This is a genomic window from Kocuria marina, from assembly GCA_014652975.1.
In the GTDB taxonomy this organism is placed as follows: Bacteria; Actinomycetota; Actinomycetes; order Actinomycetales; family Micrococcaceae; genus Kocuria; species Kocuria marina.
In genome coordinates this window covers 417,022-441,406 of record BMZV01000002.1, presented here as the reverse complement: position 1 = coordinate 441,406, position 24,385 = coordinate 417,022, and the positions used below count along the sequence as shown (strand labels likewise).

Sequence of the window (24,385 nt, the reverse complement as noted above, 5' to 3'; positions counted from 1 at the left end):
CGCCCGCTGAGCACGGGAGGGCCACTACAGTGAGACCTGCCGCGCCGACGCGGCCACGTGCCACCGCCTCCCATCGGAAAGCTGACCTGTGCTCAATCGTCTTCACGACCGACTGGGGTTGCGCACGACCCCGTCCATCTTCTTCGTCTCGGCCGCGCTGATCGTTGTCTTCACGCTCGCCATGAGTCTGTTCCCGGGGCCCGTGCAATCGGTCTTCGGCGTGGTCTCCCATGCGTTGCGCTACCAGACGGGATGGTTCTACACCTTCAGCGTGACCGCTCTCGTGATCTTCGCGATCGGTCTGGCACTGAGCCGCTACGGTCGCGTGAAGATCGGCGACGACGATTCCGTCCCGGAGTACTCCGGGATCGCGTGGTTCGGGATGCTCTTCGCGGCGGGCGTGGGCGCCGTGCTGATGTTCTGGGGTGTGGCCGAACCCGTCAACCACTACGCGAACCCACCCATGTACGGCACCGAACCCGCCTCGGACCGCGCCGCGGTGGAGGCCCTGAACATCGCCAACTTCCACTTCGGCGTGCACATGTGGGCGATCCTCGCCGTACCCGGTCTGACGTTCGGGTACTTCACGTACAAGCGCAAACTGCCCCCGCGCGTCTCGTCCGCGTTCCACCCGGTGCTCGGGGACGGGATCCACGGCCCGTGGGGAAAAGCGATCGACGTGCTCTCGATCGTCGCGACCGTGTTCGGGCTCGCGGTGTCCGTGGGGCTCGGGGCGCTGCAGATCAACAGCGGCCTCACATACGTCTACGGCATCCCGATGGAGGGGTGGATCCAGGCGGCCATCATCGCGCTGATCACGGCGGTGGGCCTGGCGTCCGTGCTCGCGGGCATGGAGAAGGGCGTCAAGCGACTGTCGTACGCGAACATCGTCCTGGCCGTGGCCCTGTTGCTGTTCGTGCTCATGGCCGGGGCCACAATGGACACGATGCGCAGCATCGTGGAATCCGTGGGTGGCTACGTGAACCAGTTGCCCACGCTCGCGTTCTTCAACGACACGTTCGGCGGCGGCACGTGGTCCGGTGACTGGACGGTGTTCTACTGGGCCTGGACCGTCACATGGGCGCCGTTCGTGGGGATGTTCGTGGCCAAGATCTCGCGCGGGCGCACGATCCGCCAGTTCGTGGTGGGGGTGCTCGGCGTCCCGTCGTCGTTCGTGGCGGTGTGGATGGCCATCTACGGCTACAGCGCGATCCGCATCGACCGCGCTCCCGAGACGCAGGGCAGTCTCACGGACACCATCGTCACGCAAGGCAACGTGGAGGCCGCTCTGTTCCAGTTGCTCGGATCCATGCCGTGGTTCGCGGTCACCGCGCTCGTGGCGCTCGTGGTCATCACGATCTTCTTCATCACCTCGATCGACTCCGGCGCTCTCGTGATGGACGCGATGGCCAATGGGCACGAGGACGAAGGCCCGCGCCGGCAGCGGATCTTCTGGACGCTCGCCGTGGGCGCGGTGTGTGCCGCGATCATCACGACCTCCGGCGAGAACGGGCTCAACGCCCTGCAGGAGGTCATCATCGTGATCGGTGCTCCCGTGATGGTCCTGGAGGTCATGCAGGCCGGGATGCTGTTGCGGGCGTTACGCCAGGACGCCGGTACCGCGCGTCCCATGCGCACGCGGCAGTGGAAGAAGGTGCTGCCCGCGGAGGAGTACCACCGCAGGGCGCAGCAGGACACCGCCGCGATCGAGGACTACGTCATCCGTCCCGAGTACGAGGTGGGCACCGAACCCGATCACGACACCCATCAGCCCCGCACGTGGCACTGGCAGCGAGAGCAGGAGGGCCGGCCGGTGTTCCAGCTCGCGCTCACCGGTGGGCCGTCGGCGGGCAAGCACACCGTGGCCCGCGAGTTCGAGGCGCTGGGCGCCGTCGTCGTGGACAGCTCGGCGCTGTGGGGCGAGCTCCTGAGCCCGGGCACGGACACGCGCGCGGACGTCGAGCGCGTCTTCGGGGAGCAGTTGCGCGCCCGGGGGGTCTCTTCGCAGGACAAGGCCGCTGCGGCCGAGGCGCTCGACGACCTGATGACTCACAACGACGCCGCCAGGGCCCGCGCCCACGAACTGTTGCTCCCCGCGCTGCGGGAGGCGGCGCGGCGTCGTGCCCGGGACGCGGGACCCGACAGCGTGGTCGTGCAGGTGATCCGGGACCCGCTCGAGGCGGACCAGGGGGACCGGTTCGACCTCGTCGTGGCCGTCGACGCGCCCGTGGAGGACCGGGTGCGGAGGTTGCGCGCAGGTAAGGGCCTGCCCGCCGAGGACGCGGGGGCCGGGTGGACGTGGCCGCCGGGCCGGAGGAGATCCGGGCGGTCGCGGACGAGGTGATCGTCAACGACGGTGACCTCCACGGTCTGCGGGAGCGCTCCCGCGAGATCTGGCGCGACCACGTGCTCCCGGCACTGGGCCGGGACCAGGACACGGAAGGACACCGTCATGACTGAGCTGTTGCGCAGACCCGGCCACACCGAGACCCTGCGGGTCGGGCTGACGGGCGGGATCGCCTCGGGCAAGTCCACCGTCTCGCGGCGGCTGAGCGAGCTCGGGGCGCTTGTCGTGGACGCGGACGCGATCGCCCGGGCCCTGCAGGAACCGGGGGAACCAGGCTACGAGGCCATGGTGGCCCACTTCGGTGAGCGGATCGTGCAGCCGGACTCGGGCGCACTGGACCGCGCGGCGGTCGCGGCCATCGTGTTCGACGACCCCGAGCAGCTCGCGGCCCTGAACGGGATCATCCACCCGCTCGTGCGGCGCGAGACCGCGCGGCTCGTGAGTGAGGTGCCGCCGGGGGGAGTGGTGGTCCACGACATCCCGCTGCTCGTGGAGACCGCTCAGTACGAGACGATGGACGAGGTGCTCGTGGTGCAGGCGCCCGAGGACGAGCGGGTGCGACGGATGGTCGAGGACCGCGGGATGAGCCCGGAGGACGCCCGCCGCCGGATCGCGGCCCAGGCCAGCGACGAGCAGCGCCGGGCGGTGGCCACGGCAGTCCTCGACAATTCCACGACCATCAAGGACCTGCTCGCGCAGGTGGACGAGTGGTGGCGCACGCGGGTCCTGTGAGCAGTTCCGGAGCGATGCGAGCCGCCCGGATCCGTGTCTGAGTCGGCGCGTACGCTGGGTCCATGTCGCTCGCGCAGAAGATCAATCGTGTGGTCGCCCCGTTCGAGGTCGTGTCCGAGTACCAGCCCGCCGGTGACCAGCCCAAGGCCATCGCGGACCTGTCCCGCCGGATCGAGGGCGGGGAGAAGGACGTGGTACTCATGGGCGCCACGGGCACGGGTAAGTCCGCGACCGCCGCATGGCTCATCGAGGCCGTCCAGCGGCCCACGCTGTTGCTCGTGCAGAACAAGACCCTGGCCGCCCAGCTGGCCAACGAGCTGCGCGAACTGCTGCCCCACAACGCCGTCGAGTACTTCGTCTCCTACTACGACTACTACCAGCCGGAGGCCTACGTCCCCCAGACGGACACCTTCATCGAGAAGGACTCCTCGATCAACGAGGAGGTCGAGCGGTTGCGGCACTCCGCGACCAATGCCCTGCTGACCCGCCGCGACACCGTGGTGGTCTCCACCGTGTCCTGCATCTACGGTCTGGGTACCCCGGAGGAGTACGTCAATCAAATGGTCACCCTGGCCGTGGGCCAGGAGATGGACAGGGACACCCTGCTGCGTCAGTTCGTGAACATGCAGTATGTGCGCAACGACGTGGACTTCCACCGCGGGACGTTCCGCGTGCGCGGGGACACCGTGGAGATCATCCCCATGTACGAGGAACTCGCGGTGCGCATCGAGTTCTTCGGGGACGAGATCGAGGCGATCTACACGCTGCACCCGCTCACGGGGGAGATCGTAAACGAGGAGCAGGAGATGTACGTCTTCCCCGCCTCGCACTACGTGGCCGGTGCGGAACGGATGGCCTCGGCGATCGAGTCCATCCAGAAGGAGCTGCAGGAGCGGCTGCAGGAGCTCGAGTCGCAGAACAAGCTCGTGGAGGCCCAGCGGTTGCGCATGCGCACCACGTACGACCTCGAGATGATGGAACAAATGGGCTACTGCAACGGGATCGAGAACTACTCGCTGCACATCGACGGCCGCCCGCGCGGTTCCGCTCCCCACTGTCTGCTGGATTACTTCCCGGACGACTTCCTGCTCATCATCGACGAGTCCCACGTGACCGTGCCGCAGATCGGTGGCATGTACGAGGGGGACATGTCCCGCAAGCGCACGCTGGTGGAACACGGCTTCCGGTTGCCGTCCGCCATGGACAACCGCCCCCTGAAATGGGACGAGTTCCTGGAACGAATCGGGCAGACCATGTACATGTCCGCGACCCCGGGGCCGTACGAGATGTCCAAGGTGGACTCCGTGGTGGAGCAGATCATCCGCCCCACGGGACTCGTGGACCCCCAGGTGATCGTCAAACCCACCAAGGGCCAGATCGACGACCTGCTGGAACAGATCGAGCTGCGCGTGGAACGCGACGAACGCGTCCTGGTGACCACGCTGACCAAGCGCATGGCGGAGGACCTCACCGAGTACCTCATGGAACACGGTGTGCGGGTCCAGTACCTGCACTCGGACGTGGACACCCTCAAGCGCGTGGAACTGCTGCGGGACCTGCGCATGGGCACGTTCGACGTCCTCGTGGGCATCAACCTGTTGCGCGAGGGCCTGGACCTGCCCGAGGTCTCCCTCGTGGCCATCCTGGACGCGGACAAGGAAGGCTTCCTGCGTTCTACCACGTCCCTGATCCAGACGATCGGTCGCGCCGCCCGTAACGTCTCGGGTGAAGTCCACATGTACGCGGACAAGATCACCAATTCCATGAACGTTGCGATCGAGGAGACCAACCGCCGCCGGGAGATCCAGGTCGCGTACAACGAGGAACACGGGATCGATCCGCAACCGCTGCGCAAGCGGATCGCGGATATCACCGATCAGTTGGCACGCGAGGACGAGGACACCCGCACCCTGCTGGCCCAGCGCGCCGCCGCCAACAATCACACCGCTCCCGTCAAGGGCGGTAAGGGCAAGGCCACAGGCAAGGCCACGGGCAAGGATCAGGCCGCGGCCGCCGCGGAGTCCAAACTGCTGCGCGACGGTGTCGCGGCCGCACCCGCCGAGGACCTCGTGGATCTGATCGAGGACCTCAGCGAGCAGATGCGCAACGCCGCCGCCGAGCTGAAGTTCGAGCTGGCCGGGCGGCTGCGGGACGAGATCGCGGACCTCAAGAAGGAACTGCGGCGCATGAAGGACGCCGGCCACGCGTGAGCCGATCGCACCTCTTACGGCGAGTTGTTAGTCAGGTAAACTTCCCGAGTTACCCAGCCCGTTCCCGGGCTGCTGCATACGTCGTTCTCGCCTAAGGGGTGCTCGTGGAGGTTTCCGGTCTGCAATGGGGGGTCACCATCGCGGTGATCGTGGGGTTGCTCGCGTACGACTTCATCTTCCACGCGCGCAAACCGCACGAACCCAGCATCAAGGAAGCGGCGCTGTGGACCAGCCTGTACGTGTCCCTGGCCCTGATCTTCGGCCTGCTGATCCTGTTCTGGGACGGCCCGGGCTTCGCGGCGCAGTACTACGCGGGCTTCGTGACCGAGCAGGCACTGTCCGTGGACAATCTGTTCGTGTTCCTGATCATCATGGCGTCCTTCAAGGTGCCCCGGGCTGACCAGCAAAAGGTGCTCCTGTTCGGCATCGTGGTGGCTCTGATCGCCCGCACGGTGTTCATCTTCATCGGCGCGGCCGCGATCAACCGGTGGTCCGCGCTGTTCTACGTGTTCGGTCTGTTCCTGCTCTACACCGCGGGCAACCTGGTCAAGGGTGAGGTCACGGACAAGGACGAGGGAGACGAGGCCAACAACGTGATGGTTCGTCTGGCCAAGCGCTTCCTCAAGACCACGGACGAGTACGACGGCGACAAGCTGTTCACCGAGGTCGACGGCAAGCGCGTGATGACCCCCATGCTGCTGGTCATGGTGGCCATCGGGCTCACGGACATCATGTTCGCCCTGGACTCCATCCCCGCGATCTTCGGTCTCACCCAGGAGACCTACATCGTGTTCACGGCCACCGCGTTCTCCCTCATGGGTCTGCGTCAGCTGTACTTCCTGATCGACGGTCTGCTGGACCGGTTGATCTACCTCTCGTGGGGTCTCGCGATCATCCTGGGCTTCATCGGCGTGAAGCTCATCCTGCACGCCCTGCACGAGAACACCCTGCCGTTCATCAACGACGGCGAGCCCGTGCACGTGGTCGAGGTGACCACCGGGTTCTCACTGGCCGTGATCCTGGGGGTGTTGATCGTGACCGTGCTCGCATCGCTGTTCAGCCCCAAGGGCCGCGCGGTGCGCATCGTCAACGGCGCGCGCGACTGGGCCGAACGCTACCTGGACCTGCCCGAGGACGCGCCCCGGGACGAGCGGGTCAAGGCCGCGGAGAAGATGACCAAGTACCGGGAACTGCTGCCCACCGTGAAGGAGAAGTACCGGGACGAGCTCATCGAGTCCGAGGCCCGCTACCACGACCTGCTCGAACGGGCCCACGGATTGCGTCAGCACCGGCTCGCCCGGACCGAGAACCGCTGAGTTCGCGTCTCGCCCGAGGGCCCGTCCAGGGCCCGCCACCGTGGCCCGCTCACGGATCCGCCACGAGGCCCCGCCGGTGCACCGGCGGGGCCTCGCCCGTCACCGCGTGCCTCCACGCCGGGAACCCGGTACACTCTTGCCTGATCAAGGGAGTATCCCATCACTTCCGTGCACGTCAGTACGTCGGGCGCCGTCGCCGGGCCGGGCACGGACCACGCCGCACCCCGTCCTCCGCGTGAGGGCCGGCGCGTGGGGGAGAGACTTGTGCGGTACACCTCACCCACAAGGAGACCCTCCGTGGAGATCACATCCTTCCAATGGGGCATCACGATCGCCCTGATCGTGGGCCTGCTGGCCTACGACTTCATCTTCCACGTGCGTAAGGCGCACGAACCGTCGATCAAGGAAGCGGCCATTTGGTCCGCGGCGTACGTGGGCATCGCGTTGCTGTTCGGCTTCGTGATCCTGTGGCTGGACGGCCCCACGCTCATGGCCGAGTACTACGGCGGCTACGTCACGGAGAAGGCGTTGTCGGTGGACAACCTCTTCGTGTTCCTGATCATCATCGGCTCGTTCGCGGTGCCCCGGGCGGACCAGCAGAAGGTGCTGCTGTTCGGCATCATCTTCGCGTTGATCGCCCGCACGGTGTTCATCTTCATCGGCGCGGCCGCGATCAACACCTTCGCGTGGGTCTTCTACCTCTTCGGCCTGATCCTGATCTTCACCGCGGGCAACCTGATCAAGGGCGAGGTCACGGACGACAAGTCGGACGAGGCCAACAACATCGTGGTGCGCCTGGCCAAGAAGGTCTTCCACACCACGGACTACTACGACGGCGACAAGCTGTTCACGAGGCACAACGGCAAGCGCGCGCTGACCCCCATGCTGCTCGTGATGGTCGCGATCGGTGGCACGGACATCCTCTTTGCCCTGGACTCGATCCCCGCGATCTTCGGCCTCACGCAGGAGCCGTACATCGTGTTCACGGCCACCGCGTTCTCCCTCATGGGTCTGCGCCAGTTGTACTTCCTGATCGACGGTCTGCTGGACCGGTTGATCTACCTCTCGTGGGGCCTGTCCATCATCCTCGCGTTCATCGGTGTGAAGCTCATCCTGCACGCGCTGCACGAGAACACCCTGCCGTTCATCAACGACGGCGAGCACGTGGCCGTCGCCGAAATTGGGATCGGCACGTCCCTCACGGTGATCATCTCCGTGCTCGTGCTCACCGTCCTCATCTCGCTGTACAGCCCCAAGGGCCGCGCGCTGCGCACCATCCAGAAGACGCAGGACCTCACCGAGAAGTACCTGGCTCTCCCGCAGGACGCGGACGCCGAGGAGCGTCACAAGATCGCCGGGGAGCTCGCGCGGCTGCAGAAGCGTTTCCCGCGGATCTCGGAGAAGCACAAGAACGAGCTGATCGATTCCCGCGCTCGGTTCCGTAAGATGCTCGAGACCGCCCGGGGTCAGCACCGCGAGTTCGAGGAGACCGGCCGGGTGCAGACCCCTTCCCCGGACTTTGCCGAAGAGAGCCACCGCGACGACACCGCCTCCCCGGCCGCCCCGGGGGCCAACACGGGCAAGGCCGCTCCGGCGGGTGAAGCGGCCGCGGACGCCACGCCGGGTGCGGGGACCGCCCGCGGCGACTCCTCGGGCGGGGGCTCCACCGCGGCGCGGTAGCCACCCGGCTGCCCGAGGCGTACGACGACGCCGCTCGAACCGGTCCGCGGGGCCCGTTCCCTATCCTGGGAACGGGCCCCGCGGCGTCGTGCACCACAGCGCAGCACCGGCGAACAACGCGGCCCATAGCAGGGACACGAGGGTGCCGATGATGAACTGTTCGCGCTGCTGGGCGTTGGTGAACTCGCCGTAGCGGGCCAGGCCCTTGATCGCCACGACCACGCCGATCCCGGCGACCATGCCCGTGAGCAGCGAGACGATGGCGCCGGCGCGTTCCAGCGCACCGATGACCAGACCTCCGCGCAGCGGCGGGTCCACGGGTTCCGCCGTGGCCTCGGAGTCGTCCCACGGGCTCTTCGCCGGACGCAGGCGTTCGTGGGAGACGTCCGCGAAGCGGAAGACCCCGCGCACCACAGGGTCGCCGGACAGGGCCCCGGCGATCAGCAGCGCGGGATAGGCCCATTCCCGGGGCACGGTCCCCGCGAACACGGTCCAGATCGCGGTGGTCAGCACCAGGGCTGCGGGGAGGACCGCGGTGGTGAGCGGGCGCAGGAAGCTCACGCGTCACCGCCCGAGGTGGTGTCGCCACTCGAGGCGACATCCTCCGGCGAGGAGGCGTTCTTCGAGGAGGTGGCGTCCTGCGCTGAGGGGGCCGCGGCGTCCGGAGCGTGGCCAGAGGGGGAGTGCTCGTCCGCGAGTCGGAACAACGCCTCGAGGGTCTCGTGGACCGTGTGTTCCTCGTGCCACAGCGCTGCGCTGAGCCGCCGGGACACCGAGGACTGGGTGATCCCGAGCCCCTCGGCGATCTCCTGTTGCGTGAGCCCCCGGTCGGCGAGTTCCGTGGCCTGCGCCCCGGCCTCGGAACGCCGGGCCCGCACGGCACACACCAGATCCACCACGCTGCCCGCGCGCCGCGCCCACTCGTTGCCGGCCACGACCGGACGGCCGCGCTCCTTCGCGGCGTTCACGGCATCCCGCGCGGCCACGAAGGCCTCGCCCGTAGCTTCGCGCACGGACGACGGCAGGGGGTCGTCCACCGCGCCGATGCCCACGCCCACGTGCCAGTGCCCGGCGTCGGCGAGCGCGAGGACCGCGCGGACGATCGCGGCGGCGTCGTCGTAGAGCGCCTGCAGCTCATCGCCCGCGCTGATCTCCCAATCGAGGACCGGGCGGGGGAGTTCCTCCTGCAGAGCCGTGCGCTGCCGTCCCATGTGCAGCTCGGCGGCGCGGCCGCGGGAATCGCGGCGGTCGATCGTCAGGGCGAACACGAACTCCTCCTCACCCTATGCATCCTAAAGTGCATATTATCCGATGATGCGTCTCCACATGCATGGCTTCTGGGATAACCGGTGCTCAGCGTCTCGTGTCGGTGATGGGACCCACGTTGTCCACGAGGACCACGGGGAAGCCGTCCTCGTCCGACGCCGCGAGGTCGACGCGCGCGTTGATACCCCAGTCGTGGTGCCCGTCCGGATCGTCGAAGACCTGCGTGACGGTCCAGAACCCGGTCATTCCCTCGGGGTCCTCGGTGATGCGGATCAGAGACGGCCCGCGGGACTGGGCGTCCGTGTAGATGTCCTCGTACTCGTCGAAGTACGTGTCCATCGCGTCCGCCCAGCGGTCGCGGTCCCACCCGGTTCTCTCGTCCAGGGCCCCGAGCACCTTGTCCTTCTCCTGCGCGAACAGTTCCACGCGCTGGAACAGGGCATTACGCACCATCACGCGGAACGCACGGGGGTTCGCGGTGACGCCTTCCGGCTGTTCGGCCACGAGTTCCTTGAGGGAGTCCGCGCCCGTGCCCATGGGGGATTCCTCCCCGGAGGCCAGCTTCTCCCATTCGTCCAGCAGGGAGTTGTCGGTCTGGCGGATGCTCTCCCCGAGCCATTCCACCAGGTCGGTGAGCGACTCGGTCGTGGCGTCCACCGGGACCGTCTGGCGCAGGGCCTTGTACGCGTCCGAGAGGTAGCGCAGCAGGATGCCCTCGGAGCGGGCGAGACCGTAGAACTGCACGTAGTCCCCGAACGTCATGGCGCGCTCGTACATGTCCCGCACCACGGACTTGGGGGAAAGCTCGAACTGTGCGACCCACGGGGCGGAGGTTCGGTAGGTCTCGAACGACTGCTCGAGCAGTTCCCGCAACGGCTGGGGGTACGTGATCTCGTCCAACTCGCGCATGCGTTCCATGTACTCGAGGCCGTCGGCCTTCATGGTCGCGAGCGCCTCGCCCTTGACCTTCTTCTCCTGCAGGTTCAGCACCTGGCGCGGTTTCTCCAGCGTGGCCTCGATGACCGATACGACGTCGAGCGCGTACGTCTCCGACTCCGGGTCCAGCAGGGTGAGCGCGGCCAGTGCGAACGGGGACAGCGGCTGGTTCAGCGCGAAGTTCTCCTGCAGCTCGACCGTGAGCCGGTAGCGGCGCCCGGTTTCGTCCGGCTCAGGCAGGCGTACGACGACGCCCGCGCGCAGCAGTTCCTTGAGGATCGCGAGCGCCTGGCGCAGCAGCAGGCGTTGGCGCGGCCGTGGTTCGTCCACGCTCGTGAGCAAGCGGTACCCGGCGCCGATGTTGTCCCCGGGCCGCTGCAGCATGTTCAGGACCATGGAGTGGGTGATCGCGAAGGAGGACGTGAGCTGTTCGGGCTGGGCGGCCACGAGCGACTCGAACGTCTTGCGGCTCCAGGACACGAAGCCCTCCGGCGGCTTCTTCTTGGGCACCTGACGCAGTTTCTTCTGATCGTCCCCGTGCTTGGCCCGGGCCTTGGCCATCGCGCGTTCGTTCTCGATGACGTGCTCGGGGGCCTGGACCACCACGGTCCCCGCGGTGTCGTAGCCGGCGCGGCCCGCGCGGCCCGCGATCTGGTGGAACTCGCGGGCGCTGAGCCGGCGGGTGCGGCGGCCGTCGAACTTGGACAGCGCCGTGATCAGCACGGTGCGGATGGGCACGTTGATCCCCACGCCTAGGGTGTCCGTCCCGCAGATCACCTTGAGCAGCCCGGTCTGGGCGAGCTGTTCCACGAGGCGGCGGTACTTGGGCAGCATGCCCGCGTGGTGCACCCCGATCCCGTGCCGCACGAGCCGGTTGAGCGTCTTGCCGAAGCCCGCGGAGAAGCGGAAGTCCTTGATCAGCTCCGCCACGCGCTGCTTCTCGTCCTTGCTGAGGACGTCCACAGACATCAGGTTCTGGGCCTGTTCCGCGGCCTGCAGCTGCGAGAAGTGCACCACGTACACCGGGGCCTGGTGGGTGCTGAGCAGTTCCTCGAGCTCCTCGTGGACGGGGCGCTCGGAGTAGTAGTGGTGCAGGGGGATGGGGCGTTCCGCGGAGGAGACGAGCGCGGTGGAACGGCCCGTGGTCTCGTTCAGGCGGTTCTCGATGCGGGTGACGTCCCCGAGGGTCGCGCTCATGAGCAGGAACTGCGCCTGGGGCAGTTCGATGAGCGGCACCTGCCACGCCCAGCCGCGCTGGGGATCGGAGTAGAAGTGGAACTCGTCCATGATCACCACGCCGAGGTCCGCGTCCGCACCCTCACGCAGGGCCACGTTCGCGAGGATCTCCGCGGTGCAGCACACGATCGGGGCGTTCTGGTTGACCGCGGAATCACCCGTGACCATGCCTACGTTCTCGGCGCCGAAGATCTCGCACAGGTCGAAGAACTTCTCGGACACCAGGGCCTTGATGGGCGCGGTGTAGTACGAGCGAGCCCCGCGAGCGAGCCCCGCGAAGTGCGCGGCCACGGCCACGGTGGACTTACCCGACCCCGTGGGGGTCGCGAGGATCACGTTGGACCCGTTGGCGACCTCCAGCACGGCTTCGTCCTGGGCGGGGTACAGCTCCATGTCCCGTGAGGCGATCCAGCCGAGGAACCCCTCGTAGATCTCGTCCTCGCTCAGGGGGTTGGACGCGAAATCACCGCGCAGGTACCGGTGCCCGGGGGCGGAGAGATCGGGGGCCAGGGAATCGAGGAGTTTCATCCCCGTCAGCCTATCGGCCCCCGCGGACACGCATACGGGCGTGTCCTGCGGGGGTGCGCGGGAACGACGTCGCGACGTCGTCAGATGTTCGCGCGCCGCGCCGCGGCCGAATCCGCCCGGCGGCACAGCAGCGCGAAGACCGCGCCGGAGAGGTTGTGCCACACCGAGAACACCGCGCCGGGCAGGGCTGCGAGCGGGGACATGTACTGCGCCGCGAGACCCGCGGCGAGTCCGGAGTTCTGCATGCCGACCTCCACCGCGGTGGTCCGGCGCACGGGAGCCGGCTGTCCGGTTACCCGGCCGACCGCGTAACCCAGCAAATACCCGAGCACGTTGTGGATCGCGACGGCGGCGAGCACGAGCAGTCCCGCCTGGATGATCTTGTCCGCCGAGCCAGAGACCACGACCGCCACGATCACGGCGATGCCGAGTACCGACACCCACGGCAGCACGGGTAGCAAACGCTCGACCACGCGGGGTAGCGTGAGGCGCACCACGAGTCCCGCGAGCACGGGCAGTAGGACGATCAGGGCGATCGACGTGGCCATGGCGGCGCCGTCGAGCGGCATATACGCGCCCGCGAGCCACAGCGTGAGGAACGGGGTGAGCAGCGGGGCGAGCAGCGTGGAGATGGACGTCATGGTCACGGACACGGCCACGTCACCGCGGGCCAGGTAGGACACCACGTTGGAGGACGTGCCGCCCGGGGCGCAGCCCACGAGGATCACGCCGGCCGCGATCTCCGGGGGCAGTCGCAGCAGCCAGGTCACGAGCAGCGCGATGGTCGGCATGAGGACGTACTGGGCCAACACACCCACGACGATCGGGACCGGGCGCTTGGCCACGAGCGCGAAGTCCACGGGACGCAGAGTGAGTCCCATCCCGAACATCACGAGACCCAGCAGGGGATTCGTCCAGCCCGCGGCCTGGTGCACCGTGGGGGCGAACGCGTATCCGACCACCCCGCCCGCGAGCACCAACAGGGGGAAGGCCAAGACGGCGACGTACGCGGCCCGGTCCGCCGTGTTACGCGTCGGGGCCGCGGCCCCGGACGAGGCGGCGCTCACCAGCCGCGTTCTTTCCACTCCTGCAGGTGCGGGCGTTCGGCGCCCAGGGTCGTGGGGTCGCCGTGGCCCGGGTGGATCACGGTGTCGTCCGGGAACTCGTCGAAGATCCGCTCGGTGACGTCCTGGTAGAGCTGCTGGAAGTCCTCGGGGGAGTTCGTCTTGCCGAGACCGCCGGGGAAGAGGGAGTCACCCGAGAAGATGTGGGCGGGCCGGGACGGGTCCCGGTACACCACCGCGATGGAGCCTGGGGTGTGCCCGCGCAGCTCGATGATGTCCAGCTCGAAACCGTCGAGCTCGGCGGTGTCCCCGTTCTCGAACGTGAGGTCCATGGGCACCGAGATGTCGTTCTCGTCCGCGGCACCGCACGCCGTCATGGCCTCCGAGTGCAAGGCCACGGACTCCAGCGCGCGCACGTGGTCCCAGTGCGAGTGGGTCGTGATGATCAACTGCAGGTTCCCCCAGTCGGAGCAGTCCCCGGACCCGGCGGCCACGAGACCGGCGATGGCGCGGGCGTCGTCCGCGGCGTCGATGAGCACCTGCGTGCCGTGCTCCTTGGAGGTGAGGAGGTACACGTTGTTGTCCATCTCGCTCACCGAAATGCGGCGGATGGTGATGTCGGCGAGTTCCGTGATCTCGGTCTGGGTAGCGATCATGCCCACGATTCTAGGCCGCCGAGTCACGCCGGGCTAATACGCACCCGCGCGCGGGGAGGTGCGTGTAATGCAGACGACACGCCCGGTGATGGACTACCGGAGCGTAAAAATATATAGTTGCGCGAAGCAAATAAATAAGCTGGCGGCGTCCGAGCGCCGCGTGCTCACCCGACTGAACGGCGTCGACCGCCGAGTCCTGCGAACCCAGCGGATCGCCCGAGTGGGCAGCAATGAACTCATGACCGCCCGCACCGGGTGCGGACCGCGCGCTACGGACCCGGCACCCGAGGAACGGGGGGGGGAGTGGATGGGCGTGTCACACGCGACCGCCGAGGAGCTCGTGCGCGACTTGTTCGAGCTGCAACGCGTGACCCGCAAGGTGCTCAAGGCAGCGGCGCTGCACCGGGAACTGTCCATGGTGCACACCAACATCCTGAGCTATCTCGCGTGCGTGCCCGGACGCCGGGCAAAGGACATCGTGGCCGAGTCCGGCCTCGGGGCCTCAGGGATGAGCCGACACCTGAGCGCCCTCGAACACCTCGGGTACGTGACCCGCACACGGGATCTCGAGGACGGACGCGCGCAGATCGTGGAGATCACCGCCGAGGGTCGCAAGGCCCTCGAGGCGAACCTGCGCGCGGACGCCGAGACCCTCGTCGCCCGTCTGGGCGACCTGGGCGAGGACGAGGCAGAACGCACACGCGTGGACCTCAACCGGCTCACCGAACTCTTCCTGACATCACTGGGCATGTCCCGGGTCACGGCGGCCACGATCGCGCCGGAGCCCGGGGCGCAGCCCGGATCCCCGCACCCCACGGCGTCCGGTGACCCCGGTCGCGGAAAGGAGAACAGCCCGTGACGGCAGCCCAGGACACGCGCGGTAAGGCGCGTACCACGCGAACGAGCGACCAGGAGCATCGGGACGTCCTGCGGGCGTTGACCGGCATCCTGGCCGCGTTCTTCATGGCCATGGTCACCCTGACCATCATCGGCACGGCACTGCCCGTCATCATGGCGGACCTGGGCGGAGACCAGACGGCACTGTCCTGGACGGTCACGGGCACCCTGTTGGCCAACGCCGTCACGACCCCCATGTGGGGCAAGCTCGCGGACCTTTTCGACAAGAAAAAGCTGCTGCTCATGGCCATCGCGATCTTCGTGATCGGTTCCGCCGCTGCGGGTCTCGCGGGATCCATCACCATGCTCGTGGTGGCGCGCGTGATCCAGGGCGTGGGCATGGGCGGCCTGATGGCGCTGGCCCAGACGATCCTGGGCACGATCATTCCGCCGCGCGAGCGCGGCCGGTACGCCGGGTACATGGGCGCGGTCATGGCCGTGGCCACGTCGGTGGGCCCGCTCCTGGGCGGGCTCATCGTGGACGCGTTCGGGTGGCGCTGGTGCTTCCTGATCCCCGTGCCGCTGTCGATCCTCGCGGCCGTGCTAATCGTGCGCACGCTGCACCTGCCCGAGACCACGCGTGAGACGGCGCCCACAGTGGACTTCCTGGGTATGGCCCTGCTCGCGGTGGCCACGTCCTCCCTGCTGTTGTGGGTGTCCTTCGCGGGCAAGCTCTTCGACTGGGGTTCGTGGGAGTCCATCCTGCTGATCGTGGTGGGCGTGCTCAGCACCTTGGCGTTCATCCTGGTGGAGCGGCGCGCGAGCGAACCGACCATGCCCCTGCACGTGGTCACCGAGCGCACCACCGTGCTCGCGATCATCGCGGCGATCGCCACGGGTGGCGCCATGTTCGCGTCCACGACGTACCTGGGTCAGTACTTCCAGCTGGGCCAGGGCTACACGCCCACCGAATCCGGGCTGCTCATGCTCCCGCAGGTCGTGGGATCGTTCCTGGGCTCCATGATCGCAGGCCAGCTCATCACGCGTTTCGGCCGGTGGAAGCGGGTGTTGATCGCGGGCGCGGTAATCCTCGCGATCGGTCTGTTCCTGGCGTCCCAGCTGACCCACGCGACGCCCGCGTGGCTCGTGGGCATCTTCATCTGCCTCGTGGGTCTGGGCGTGGGCACGCTGAACCAGAACCTCGTGCTCGCCGTGCAGAACACCGTGGGCCTGAAGGACATGGGCTCCGCGTCCTCCGCGGTCGCATTCTTCCGCACCGTGGGTGGCGCCGTGGCGGTGTCTCTGTTCGGGGCGCTGCTCACGCGTCACCTCTCGAGCGAGATGTCCCAGTTTGCCGCGGACCACGGTCTGGATGCCCACCAAACGCCCGACGCCGCGTCGATCGACCTCGCGGGGCTGCCCCCGGCAGTGTTGGAGGCCATTCGTGAGGCGTACGGCACCGGGACCGGGTTGCTCTTCCTCGTGGCCGGGATCGCATCGCTGGTGACCCTGGTGTGCGTGCTGCTCATGAAGGAGATGCCGCTGCGCACCACGGTGGACGTCGCGGAGGTGGACCCGGAGACGGGTGAGATCACCATGGTGACCAAGCGCGTCAACCCCGTGGAAGCGGCCGGGCTGCGCATGCAGCACGCGGAGACCGGTGAGCTGCCCGTGGTCGATCCCAAGGCCTCCGGGCTGCGGCGCTCCCACGGCGAGCGCGCCGAGGAGACGGCGCGTTCGGCCCGCGGGGCCCACGCCGCGCCGGTCGAGCCCGACGCCGCGGGGACCGCGCACCCGCATCCCCACCCTAGGCACCGGGCCGAGTAGGGTGCCCCGCTGCCGAGTGGGTCGCCCACTCGTAGGGGACACGACGGACGACGGCGCAGCGCGCGATCCGGCCGGGAGGTCGCATTGCGCGCTGCGCTGATTCGTCCCTGGACCCGCTCGTCGTGTCGGCGGCTAGTAATAGAGTGACTGCCGTGTCTGAGCAAACCCGCCGAACCCCCAGTGACCGTTCGTCGAGCTCCGTGCTCGCGGAACGAGTGGCCCACGACCGTGCCCCGCGCACCCGCGCCTCCGGTGTCTCGGACCTGACCGAGATCGTGGTGCAGGGTGCCCGCGAGCACAACCTCAAGAACGTGGATCTGACCATCCCCCGCGATTCCATGGTCGTGTTCACGGGGCTGTCCGGGTCCGGGAAGTCCTCCCTGGCCTTCGACACCATCTTCGCCGAGGGTCAGCGCCGCTACGTGGAGTCGCTGTCCTCCTACGCCCGGATGTTCCTGGGCCGCGTGGACAAGCCGGACGTGGACTTCATCGAGGGGCTGTCCCCGGCGGTGTCCATCGACCAGAAGTCCACCTCGCGCAACCCGCGCTCCACGGTGGGCACGATCACCGAGATCTACGACTACATGCGTCTGCTGTGGGCGCGGATCGGCCACCCGCACTGCCCGGTGTGCGGTGAGCCCATCACCAAGCAGACGCCCCAGCAGATCGTGGACCAGCTGCTCGAGCTGCCCGAGCGCACCCGGTTCATGGTGCTCGCCCCCGTGGTCAAGGGTCGCAAGGGCGAGTTCCAGGACCTGTTCCAGCAGCTGAGCACCCAGGGATACGCGCGCGCCGTCGTGGACGGCGAGACCGTTCAGCTCGAGAACGCGCCCAAGCTCAAGAAGCAGTACAAGCACACGATCGACGTGGTCGTGGACCGCCTCACGGCCAAGCCGGACGCCCGGCAGCGGCTCACCGACTCGGTCGAGACCGCCCTGAACCTCGCGGACGGACGCGTGGTCATCGAGCTCGTGACCCGTGAGGGCGAGCAGTCCCCGTGGCACGAGACCCGCCGCACGTTTTCCGAGAACCTCGCGTGCCCCAACGAGCACGAGCTGCAGACGGACGAGATCGAGCCGCGCTCGTTCTCGTTCAACGCCCCGTTCGGCGCGTGCCCCGAGTGCGACGGCATCGGTTCGCGCCTCGAGGTGGACGAGGACCTCGTGGTTCCCAACCCGGACCTGTCCCTCGTGGAGGGCGCCATCGCGCCGTGGTCCCTGGGCAAAGCCACGAGTGACTACTGGAACCGCTTGCTCGCCGGACTCGGGGAGGAGGCCGGATTCGACCTCGTGACCCCGTGGAAGGACCTGCCGGCCAAGGCACGCAAGGCCATCCTGCACGGCAAGGACTACAAGGTCACCGTGGCCTACCGCAACCGGTGGGGCCGCGAGCGCCGGTATACGCAGGGCTTCGAGGGCGTGTTCGGCTATATCAAGCGCAAGCACGAGGAGACCGAGTCCGATCACGCCAAGGACCGCTACGAGCAGTACATGCGCCAGGTGGCGTGCCCCGAGTGCGGGGGCGCGCGGCTGAACCCCACGATCCTGGGGGTCACCGTGGGCGGGAAGAACATCGCCGAGGCCACACGCCTGCCCATGCGCGATTCCCTCGCGTTCTTCCAGCAGCTGGACCTTGACACCCGCGAGGCCAGGATCGGTGACCAGGTGCTCAAGGAGATCATCGCGCGCCTGACGTTCCTGATCGACGTCGGGCTGGACTACCTCAACCTGGAGCGGGCCGCGGCCACGCTGTCCGGCGGGGAGGCACAACGCATCCGGCTCGCCACCCAGATCGGTGCGGGGCTCGTGGGCGTGCTCTACGTCCTGGACGAGCCGTCCATCGGGCTGCACCAGCGCGACAACCGCCGACTCATCGACACCCTGCTGCGCTTGCGGGACATGGGCAACACCCTCATCGTGGTCGAGCACGACGAGGACACCATGCGCGAGGCCGACTGGATCGTGGACGTGGGCCCGGGCGCGGGCGTGCACGGTGGGGACGTGGTCCACTCCGGGACCTACGACCAGCTGCTCGAGAACCGCCGGTCCATCACGGCCGACTACCTCACCGGCCGCAAGCTGATCGAAGTCCCCACGACGCGGCGTCCCGTGGACAAGAAGCGGCAGCTCACGGTCGTGGGTGCGCGGGAGAACAACCTGCAGAACCTCACGGTGGACTTCCCGCTCGGGGTCTTCGTGGCCGTCACGGGCGTCTCCGGTTCGGGGAAGTCCACGCTCGTCAACGACATCCTCTACACGAGCCTGGCCAATCAGCTCAACGGCGCCAAGCAGGTGCCCGGTCGGCACAAGCGCATCGACGGTCTGGAACACCTGGACAAGGTCGTGCACGTGGACCAGAGCCCCATCGGGCGCACCCCGCGCTCCAACCCGGCCACGTACACGGGCGTGTTCGACAGGATCCGCAAGCTGTTTGCGGAGACCCAAGAGGCCAAGGTCCGCGGCTACCAGCAAGGCCGGTTCTCGTTCAACGTCAAGGGCGGGCGCTGCGAGGCATGCTCGGGTGACGGGACGCTGAAGATCGAGATGAACTTCCTGCCGGACGTCTACGTCCCGTGCGAGGTGTGCAAGGGCGCGCGCTACAACCGCGAGACCCTCGAGGTGCACTACAAGGGCAAGAACATCGCGGAGGTCCTGGACATGCCCATCGAGGAGGCGGCGGAGTTCTTCGCGCCGTTCACCGCGATCGCGCGCTACCTCACCACGCTCGTGGAGGTGGGCCTCGGGTACGTGCGGCTGGGTCAGCCCGCCACCACGCTCTCCGGCGGTGAGGCTCAGCGCGTCAAGCTCGCCGCGGAACTGCAGAAGCGTTCCAACGGGCGCACGATCTACGTCCTGGACGAGCCCACCACGGGTCTGCACTTCGAGGACATCCGCAAGCTGCTCATGGTGCTGCAGAGCCTGGTCGACAAGGGCAACAGCGTCATGACCATCGAGCACAACCTGGACGTCGTGAAGTCGGCGGACTGGATCGTGGACCTGGGCCCCAACGGGGGATCCGGCGGTGGCACGGTCGTGGCACAGGGCACCCCGGAGCAGGTCGCTCGCAACAAGGACAGCTTCACGGGGCAGTTCGTACGCGAGGTGCTCGAGCACTCCGCCGCCAGGGAGGCCGCCCACCGCAGCGACGCGGACGGCACTGCGAGTTCCGGCGAGGCCGCGCGCCCGGGGGACGCTGCGGACCCGGGCAACACCGCGGACGGCGCGGAGGCCCCGGGAGACGCGGAACCGGCCGACGGGACGCAGGAGAACCGGCAGCGCGCCGAGGCCGCGGTGGGGGACCGGGCATGAGCGTCCAGAGCCCCATCGTCCTGTGGGACCTGGACGGCACGGTCCTGGATCCCGCCGGGGCCATCACAGACGGGATCGCCGGCGCCCTGCGCTCGTGCGGCTTCGCCGTGCCCGAGAACCTCGGGCGCTTCGTGGGACCGCCGATCGGGGAGTCCCTGCGCCGGTTCACGGACGTCCCCGAGGACCGGATCGCGGAGGTCGCCGCGGTGTACCGTGCCGGGTACCTCGCGGAGGGCCTGGACCGCTCGCGCGTCTATCCGGGTGTCCGCGAGGTGCTGGGGTCGCTGCGCGAGCGCGGCGTGCGTCAGGCCGTGGCCACCCAGAAGCCCGAACACATCGCCGTGGAGGTCGTGTCGCGTTTCGGGCTGGACGAGTACTTCGAGACCGTGAGCGGCGCCGCGGACGATCTCGCGCAACCGAGCGGGTCCGGGCGGCTGCACGACAAGCCCGCGATCATCGGGGAGGCGCTGCGGCGCATGGGTGCGCTGCCCCCGGACCCCGCACGCACCGTGATGATCGGGGACCGCAGCTACGACGCCGACGGTGCCCGCAGCCACGGCATCGACTGCCTGGGCGCAGGATGGGGCTTCGCGCAACTCGGGGAACTGCGGGACGTGTGTGCCGCTGTCGCTCGTGAGCCCGGGGATTTGGCACACTTGCTCCAGCAATACACGGACCGGTAGGGGAGCGAGCAGTGATCACGAAATACGACCTGACCAAGGCCTCGGTGGCGCGCGCCCTGAGGCTGCTGTGTCGTCCCGTGATCACGGGTCTGGAGAACCTCCCGCAGGACGGCCCCGTGATCATCGCGTCCAACCACCTGTCCTTCCTGGACTCGGTCATCATCTCCGCGTTCATGCCCCGCCGGGTCAAGTTCATCGCCAAGGCGGAGTACGTCAACAGCCCCGGGATCAAGGGCAAGCTCATGCGCGAGGCCTTCGAGTTCATCGACATCATCCCCGTGACCCGCGGTCAGCAGAGCGAGTCCGTGGCGGCCCTGGATCCTGCCGTGGAACACCTCAAGCAGGGCAACGTGTTCGGGATCTACCCGGAGGGCACGCGCTCCCGGGACGGTTACCTGTACCGCGGGCACTCCGGCGTGGCCTACCTGGCCTACGTCACGGGCGCCCCGGTGGTGCCCGTGGGGCTGATCGGCACCCAGCGGTTGCAACCGCCCGGGGCTACCATGATCCGCCCCGCCAAGTTCGAGATGCACGTGGGGGAGCCCATCCCCACACCGGAGTCCCACGGGCATCAGACGGGCAAGCTGCGCAAGACCCACGTGGAGCAGATCATGACCACGATCGCGGGACTATCCGGGCAACCGCGCAAGGACGTGTACAACGTGTCCCCGTCCGTGCAGAGGGACGCCGGGCGTGGCTGACCCGGCGAGCTACAGACCGGCCCGACAGGACATCCCGACCAATCCGGGGGTCTACCGGTTCCGGGACGAACACGGCCGTGTGATCTACGTGGGCAAGGCCAAGAACCTGCGCAACCGGCTCTCGTCCTACTTCGCGCCCCTGCACCAGCTCGCGCCCAAGACCCGCACCATGGTCACCACGGCCGCGGCGGTGCAGTGGACCGTGGTGGGCTCGGAGTTCGAGTCCCTGCAGCTCGAGTACACGTGGATCAAAGAGTTCGCGCCCCGGTTCAACATCGCCTACCGGGACGACAAGTCCTATCCGTACCTGGCGGTCACGATGTCCGAGGACGTCCCGCGGGCCATGGTCACACGCGGGGAGAAGAAACCGGGCAACCGCTACTTCGGCCCCTATTCCCAGGCGTGGGCCATCCGGGACACCCTGGACGCCCTGTTGCGGGTCTTCCCCGTGCGCACGTGCACCAAGGGTGTGTTCCAGCGCGCCGAGCGCAGTGGCCGGCCGTGCCTGCTGGGTTACATCGACAAGTGCTCGGCGCCGTGCGTGGGGGAGATCTCCCGCGAGGACCACCGCCGGCTCGCCGACGACCTGTGCCGCTTCATGGCCGGGCACGCCAAGCCGTACATCCGGGAGCTCACGCGGCAAATGAACGAGGCCGCCGAGCGTATGGACTTCGAGACCGCTGCGGCACGCCGCGACGACGTCGGCGCGCTCGAACGGGCTTTCGAGCGCAACACGGTGGTGCTCGCGGACACCACGGACGCGGACTTCTTCGCGATTGCCGAGGACGAGCTCGAGGCCGCGGTCCAGGTGTTCTACGTGCGTGGTGGCCGGATCCGGGGTCAGCGCGGGTGGATCACCGAGAAGGTCGAGGACGTCACGACCGCCCAGCTCATGACCCACCTGTTGCAACAGGTCTACGGCGAGGCGCAATCGGAACTGGCCCCCGCGCCGTCGGCCCGCAGGAAACAGACCGCAGGCGGGAGCACGGACGTGGTCGCCAAGCACCGCCGCACGTCCGAGCTCGCGTACCGCCAGGACACGATCCCGCGCACGGTGTACGTGTCCGCGGAACCGGACGAGGCGGACGAGCTGCGCAACTGGCTCAGTGAGCTGCGCGGTTCCCAGGTGGCCATCCAACGGCCCCAGCGCGGTGACAAGGCGCAGCTGCTCGAGACCGTCGCGGAGAACGCGCGCCAGGCGCTGGCCCTGCACAAGTCTCGCCGCGCGGGGGACCTGACCACGCGCTCGGCGTCCCTGCAGCAGTTGCAGGAGGCCCTGGACCTCCCGGACGCCCTCATGCGCATCGAGTGCTACGACATCTCCCACGTCCAGGGCACCAATGTGGTCGCGTCCATGGTCGTGTTCGAGGACGGTCTGCCGCGCAAGTCGGAGTACCGCAAGTTCTCGATCACTGGCGACGCCGCACGGGACGACACCGCGTCCATGTACGACGTCATCCACCGCCGGTTCTCCCGCCACCTCGAACAGCAGCGCCGGGCCGCGGAGAAGGGCGTGCACAGCGGGGAGGTGGCCCCGGACGCCGACGACGCGCCCGCGCGCGCCTTCGCGTATCCCCCCAATCTCGTGATCGTGGACGGCGGCCCGCCCCAGGTCGCGGCGGCCCAGCGCGCCCTGGACGACCTCGGCGTGGACGACGTCCACGTGGTGGGTCTGGCCAAGCGGCTCGAGGAGGTGTGGGTGCCCGACGACGAGTTCCCGGTCATCCTGCCCCGCGCCTCGGAAGGGTTGTTCCTCATGCAGCGCGTGCGCGACGAGGCCCACCGTTTCGCGATCACGTTCCACCGGCAGAAGCGCTCCAAAGCCATGACGGTCTCCGCGCTCGACGACGTGCCTGGGCTGGGCCCGGCCAAGCAGAAGGCCCTGCTCAAGCACTTCGGCTCGGTCAAGAAACTGCGCGCCGCCACCGCGGAGGAGATCCTCGAGGTCAAGGGCTTCGGGCCCGCGTTGGCCACCAAGGTCGCGCAGACCCTCGGGGGCGGCACCGAGGCCCGGGAGCCGGCTGTGGATACCGAGACGGGCGAACTGCTCGACTGAAACTGGTCTACCCTGGAAACGAACCCTGCAGTCGGAAGATCAGGCGGTCCGTGACCACATGAGCAGCCCACCCCCGGAAGCCACGCCCTCCACCCTGGAACCGGTTAAGCCCCCCACGGCGGAGTTGCTGATCGTGACCGGGATGTCCGGGGCGGGTCGCTCCACGGCGGCCAACGCGCTCGAGGACCTCGGGTGGTATGTCGTGGACAACCTGCCCCCGCAGATGCTCGGGACGCTGGCGGACCTCGTGTCGCGGACCCCGCAGACCCTGCCCAAGCTCGCCGTGGTGATCGACGTGCGTGGCAAGGCACTGTTCAACGACATGCGTGAGACCCTCGCCGCGCTCGAACGCTCGGGCGTGGAGTTCTCGGTGCTGTTCCTCGAGGCCTCGGACGAGGTGATCGTCTCGCGCTACGAGCTCCAGCGCCGCCCCCACCCCCTGCAGGCGGGCGGCCGGATCCTGGACGGGATCCGCGCCGAGCGCGAGCTGTTGCGCGATCTGCGCGAGACCGCCGACTCCGTGCTGGACACCTCGTCCTTCAACGTGCACGCGCTGACCAAGGCCGTCGCGGACATGTTCTCCACGAGCGGTCCGGTGGTGCTGCGGCTCACGGTCATGAGCTTCGGGTTCAAGTACGGCGTGCCCGCGGACGCGAACTTCCTCGCGGACGTGCGTTTCATCCCCAATCCCCACTGGGTCCCCGCGTTGCGCCCGCGCACGGGCAAGGACCCCGAGGTACGGGACTACGTCTTCGGCCACCACGGCACGCCGACCTTCGTGGACCGCTTCGTGGCCATGCTCGAACCGGTGTTCGCCGGCTACCGCACCGAGAACAAGCACTACGCGAGCATCGCCATCGGGTGCACGGGAGGCAAGCACCGTTCCGTGGCGATCACCGAGGAGGTCGCGCGGCGGCTCAGCAAGTCCCCCCGCGTGACCGTCAACATCCAGCACCGGGACCTGGGCCGAGAGTAGTCCCGCCCCCAGAAATTACGGATTCC

At 68.2% G+C, this 24,385-nt stretch carries 18 protein-coding genes; 13 read left to right on the top strand and 5 right to left on the bottom strand.

Features of this window, described 5'->3' with window-relative positions:
* The first annotated feature begins 88 nt into the window (after positions 1 to 88).
* The 6 genes from IE157_RS07100 to IE157_RS07080 all read left to right on the top strand — a co-directional run bounded on the left by IE157_RS07100 (position 89) and on the right by IE157_RS07080 (position 8,285).
* A complete protein-coding gene (locus tag IE157_RS07100; RefSeq protein ID WP_318281373.1) occupies positions 89 to 2,344 on the top strand; it encodes a dephospho-CoA kinase in 2,256 nt (751 codons plus the stop codon).
* Positions 2,299 to 2,460, top strand: coding sequence for a hypothetical protein (locus IE157_RS12845; protein ID WP_318281372.1), 162 nt, complete (start codon positions 2,299 to 2,301; stop codon positions 2,458 to 2,460). The genes IE157_RS07100 and IE157_RS12845 overlap by 46 nt, the downstream gene beginning before the upstream one ends.
* Positions 2,453 to 3,079: a dephospho-CoA kinase gene (gene coaE / locus IE157_RS07095; RefSeq protein ID WP_193519541.1), complete on the top strand. Its 627-nt coding sequence runs from the start codon at positions 2,453 to 2,455 to the stop codon at positions 3,077 to 3,079. Before IE157_RS12845 ends, coaE begins: the two co-directional genes overlap by 8 nt.
* A 62-nt stretch (positions 3,080 to 3,141) precedes the next feature.
* Positions 3,142 to 5,289 carry an excinuclease ABC subunit UvrB gene (uvrB, locus tag IE157_RS07090; RefSeq protein ID WP_193519539.1) on the top strand — a complete coding sequence of 716 codons (2,148 nt, stop codon included), beginning with the start codon at positions 3,142 to 3,144 and terminating at the stop codon, positions 5,287 to 5,289.
* A gap of 104 nt (positions 5,290 to 5,393) precedes the next feature.
* The gene (locus IE157_RS07085) at positions 5,394 to 6,605 is read left to right on the top strand and encodes a TerC family protein (protein WP_064846601.1); all 1,212 of its coding nucleotides are present in this window, start codon (positions 5,394 to 5,396) and stop codon (positions 6,603 to 6,605) included.
* Positions 6,606 to 6,902: 297 nt separating this feature from the next.
* A complete protein-coding gene (locus IE157_RS07080) occupies positions 6,903 to 8,285 on the top strand; it encodes a TerC family protein (RefSeq protein WP_082943339.1) in 1,383 nt (460 codons plus the stop codon).
* A 60-nt stretch (positions 8,286 to 8,345) separates the two neighbouring features.
* Here IE157_RS07080 and IE157_RS07075 read toward each other — a convergent pair whose 3' ends face one another.
* The 5 genes from IE157_RS07075 to IE157_RS07055 form a co-directional block, all read right to left on the bottom strand.
* Entirely contained in the window at positions 8,346 to 8,846 is a 501-nt protein-coding gene (locus IE157_RS07075) for a hypothetical protein (RefSeq protein WP_064846600.1), read from the bottom strand.
* Complete coding sequence (locus tag IE157_RS07070) at positions 8,843 to 9,553, bottom strand: sigma factor-like helix-turn-helix DNA-binding protein (RefSeq protein WP_064846599.1); 711 nt, start codon at positions 9,551 to 9,553, stop codon at positions 8,843 to 8,845. Before IE157_RS07070 ends, IE157_RS07075 begins: the two co-directional genes overlap by 4 nt.
* Positions 9,554 to 9,638: 85 nt before the next feature.
* On the bottom strand, positions 9,639 to 12,251 hold the full coding sequence (locus IE157_RS07065; RefSeq protein WP_064846598.1) for a DEAD/DEAH box helicase: 2,613 nt from the start codon (positions 12,249 to 12,251) through the stop codon (positions 9,639 to 9,641).
* Between the two features lie 80 nt (positions 12,252 to 12,331).
* Complete coding sequence (locus tag IE157_RS07060) at positions 12,332 to 13,318, bottom strand: bile acid:sodium symporter family protein (RefSeq protein WP_193519537.1); 987 nt, start codon at positions 13,316 to 13,318, stop codon at positions 12,332 to 12,334.
* Positions 13,315 to 13,971 carry an MBL fold metallo-hydrolase gene (locus tag IE157_RS07055; protein ID WP_193519535.1) on the bottom strand — a complete coding sequence of 219 codons (657 nt, stop codon included), beginning with the start codon at positions 13,969 to 13,971 and terminating at the stop codon, positions 13,315 to 13,317. The genes IE157_RS07060 and IE157_RS07055 overlap by 4 nt, the downstream gene beginning before the upstream one ends.
* Before the next feature lie 67 nt (positions 13,972 to 14,038).
* Between IE157_RS07055 and IE157_RS07050 the strand changes: the two genes are divergently transcribed.
* From IE157_RS07050 to rapZ, 7 genes are all read left to right on the top strand, one after another.
* Positions 14,039 to 14,830, top strand: a complete 792-nt coding sequence (locus IE157_RS07050; protein WP_318281371.1) for a MarR family winged helix-turn-helix transcriptional regulator — start codon at positions 14,039 to 14,041, stop codon at positions 14,828 to 14,830.
* Positions 14,827 to 16,635 carry an MDR family MFS transporter gene (locus tag IE157_RS07045; protein WP_193519533.1) on the top strand — a complete coding sequence of 603 codons (1,809 nt, stop codon included), beginning with the start codon at positions 14,827 to 14,829 and terminating at the stop codon, positions 16,633 to 16,635. The genes IE157_RS07050 and IE157_RS07045 overlap by 4 nt, the downstream gene beginning before the upstream one ends.
* Before the next feature lie 215 nt (positions 16,636 to 16,850).
* Complete coding sequence (gene uvrA, locus IE157_RS07040) at positions 16,851 to 19,943, top strand: excinuclease ABC subunit UvrA (protein WP_231885578.1); 3,093 nt, start codon at positions 16,851 to 16,853, stop codon at positions 19,941 to 19,943.
* The gene (locus IE157_RS07035) at positions 19,940 to 20,626 is read left to right on the top strand and encodes an HAD family hydrolase (protein ID WP_064846593.1); all 687 of its coding nucleotides are present in this window, start codon (positions 19,940 to 19,942) and stop codon (positions 20,624 to 20,626) included. The genes uvrA and IE157_RS07035 overlap by 4 nt, the downstream gene beginning before the upstream one ends.
* Before the next feature lie 14 nt (positions 20,627 to 20,640).
* A complete protein-coding gene (locus IE157_RS07030) occupies positions 20,641 to 21,327 on the top strand; it encodes a lysophospholipid acyltransferase family protein (protein ID WP_064846607.1) in 687 nt (228 codons plus the stop codon).
* On the top strand, positions 21,320 to 23,383 hold the full coding sequence (uvrC, locus tag IE157_RS07025; RefSeq protein ID WP_064846592.1) for an excinuclease ABC subunit UvrC: 2,064 nt from the start codon (positions 21,320 to 21,322) through the stop codon (positions 23,381 to 23,383). Before IE157_RS07030 ends, uvrC begins: the two co-directional genes overlap by 8 nt.
* Positions 23,384 to 23,441: 58 nt before the next feature.
* A complete protein-coding gene (rapZ, locus tag IE157_RS07020; RefSeq protein ID WP_064846591.1) occupies positions 23,442 to 24,359 on the top strand; it encodes an RNase adapter RapZ in 918 nt (305 codons plus the stop codon).
* Positions 24,360 to 24,385: the final 26 nt, after the last annotated feature.

Bases quoted from the DNA above. Each gene is read 5' to 3' on its own strand.
- coaE (WP_193519541.1), top strand. From the start codon at position 2,453: ATGACTGAGCTGTTGCGCAGACCCGGCCACACCGAGACCCTGCGGGTC.
- uvrB (WP_193519539.1), top strand. From the start codon at position 3,142: ATGTCGCTCGCGCAGAAGATCAATCGTGTGGTCGCCCCGTTCGAGGTC.
- IE157_RS07065 (WP_064846598.1), bottom strand. From the start codon at position 12,251: ATGAAACTCCTCGATTCCCTGGCCCCCGATCTCTCCGCCCCCGGGCAC.
- IE157_RS07055 (WP_193519535.1), bottom strand. From the start codon at position 13,971: ATGATCGCTACCCAGACCGAGATCACGGAACTCGCCGACATCACCATC.
- IE157_RS07050 (WP_318281371.1), top strand. From the start codon at position 14,039: ATGCAGACGACACGCCCGGTGATGGACTACCGGAGCGTAAAAATATAT.
- IE157_RS07035 (WP_064846593.1), top strand. From the start codon at position 19,940: ATGAGCGTCCAGAGCCCCATCGTCCTGTGGGACCTGGACGGCACGGTC.
- rapZ (WP_064846591.1), top strand. From the start codon at position 23,442: ATGAGCAGCCCACCCCCGGAAGCCACGCCCTCCACCCTGGAACCGGTT.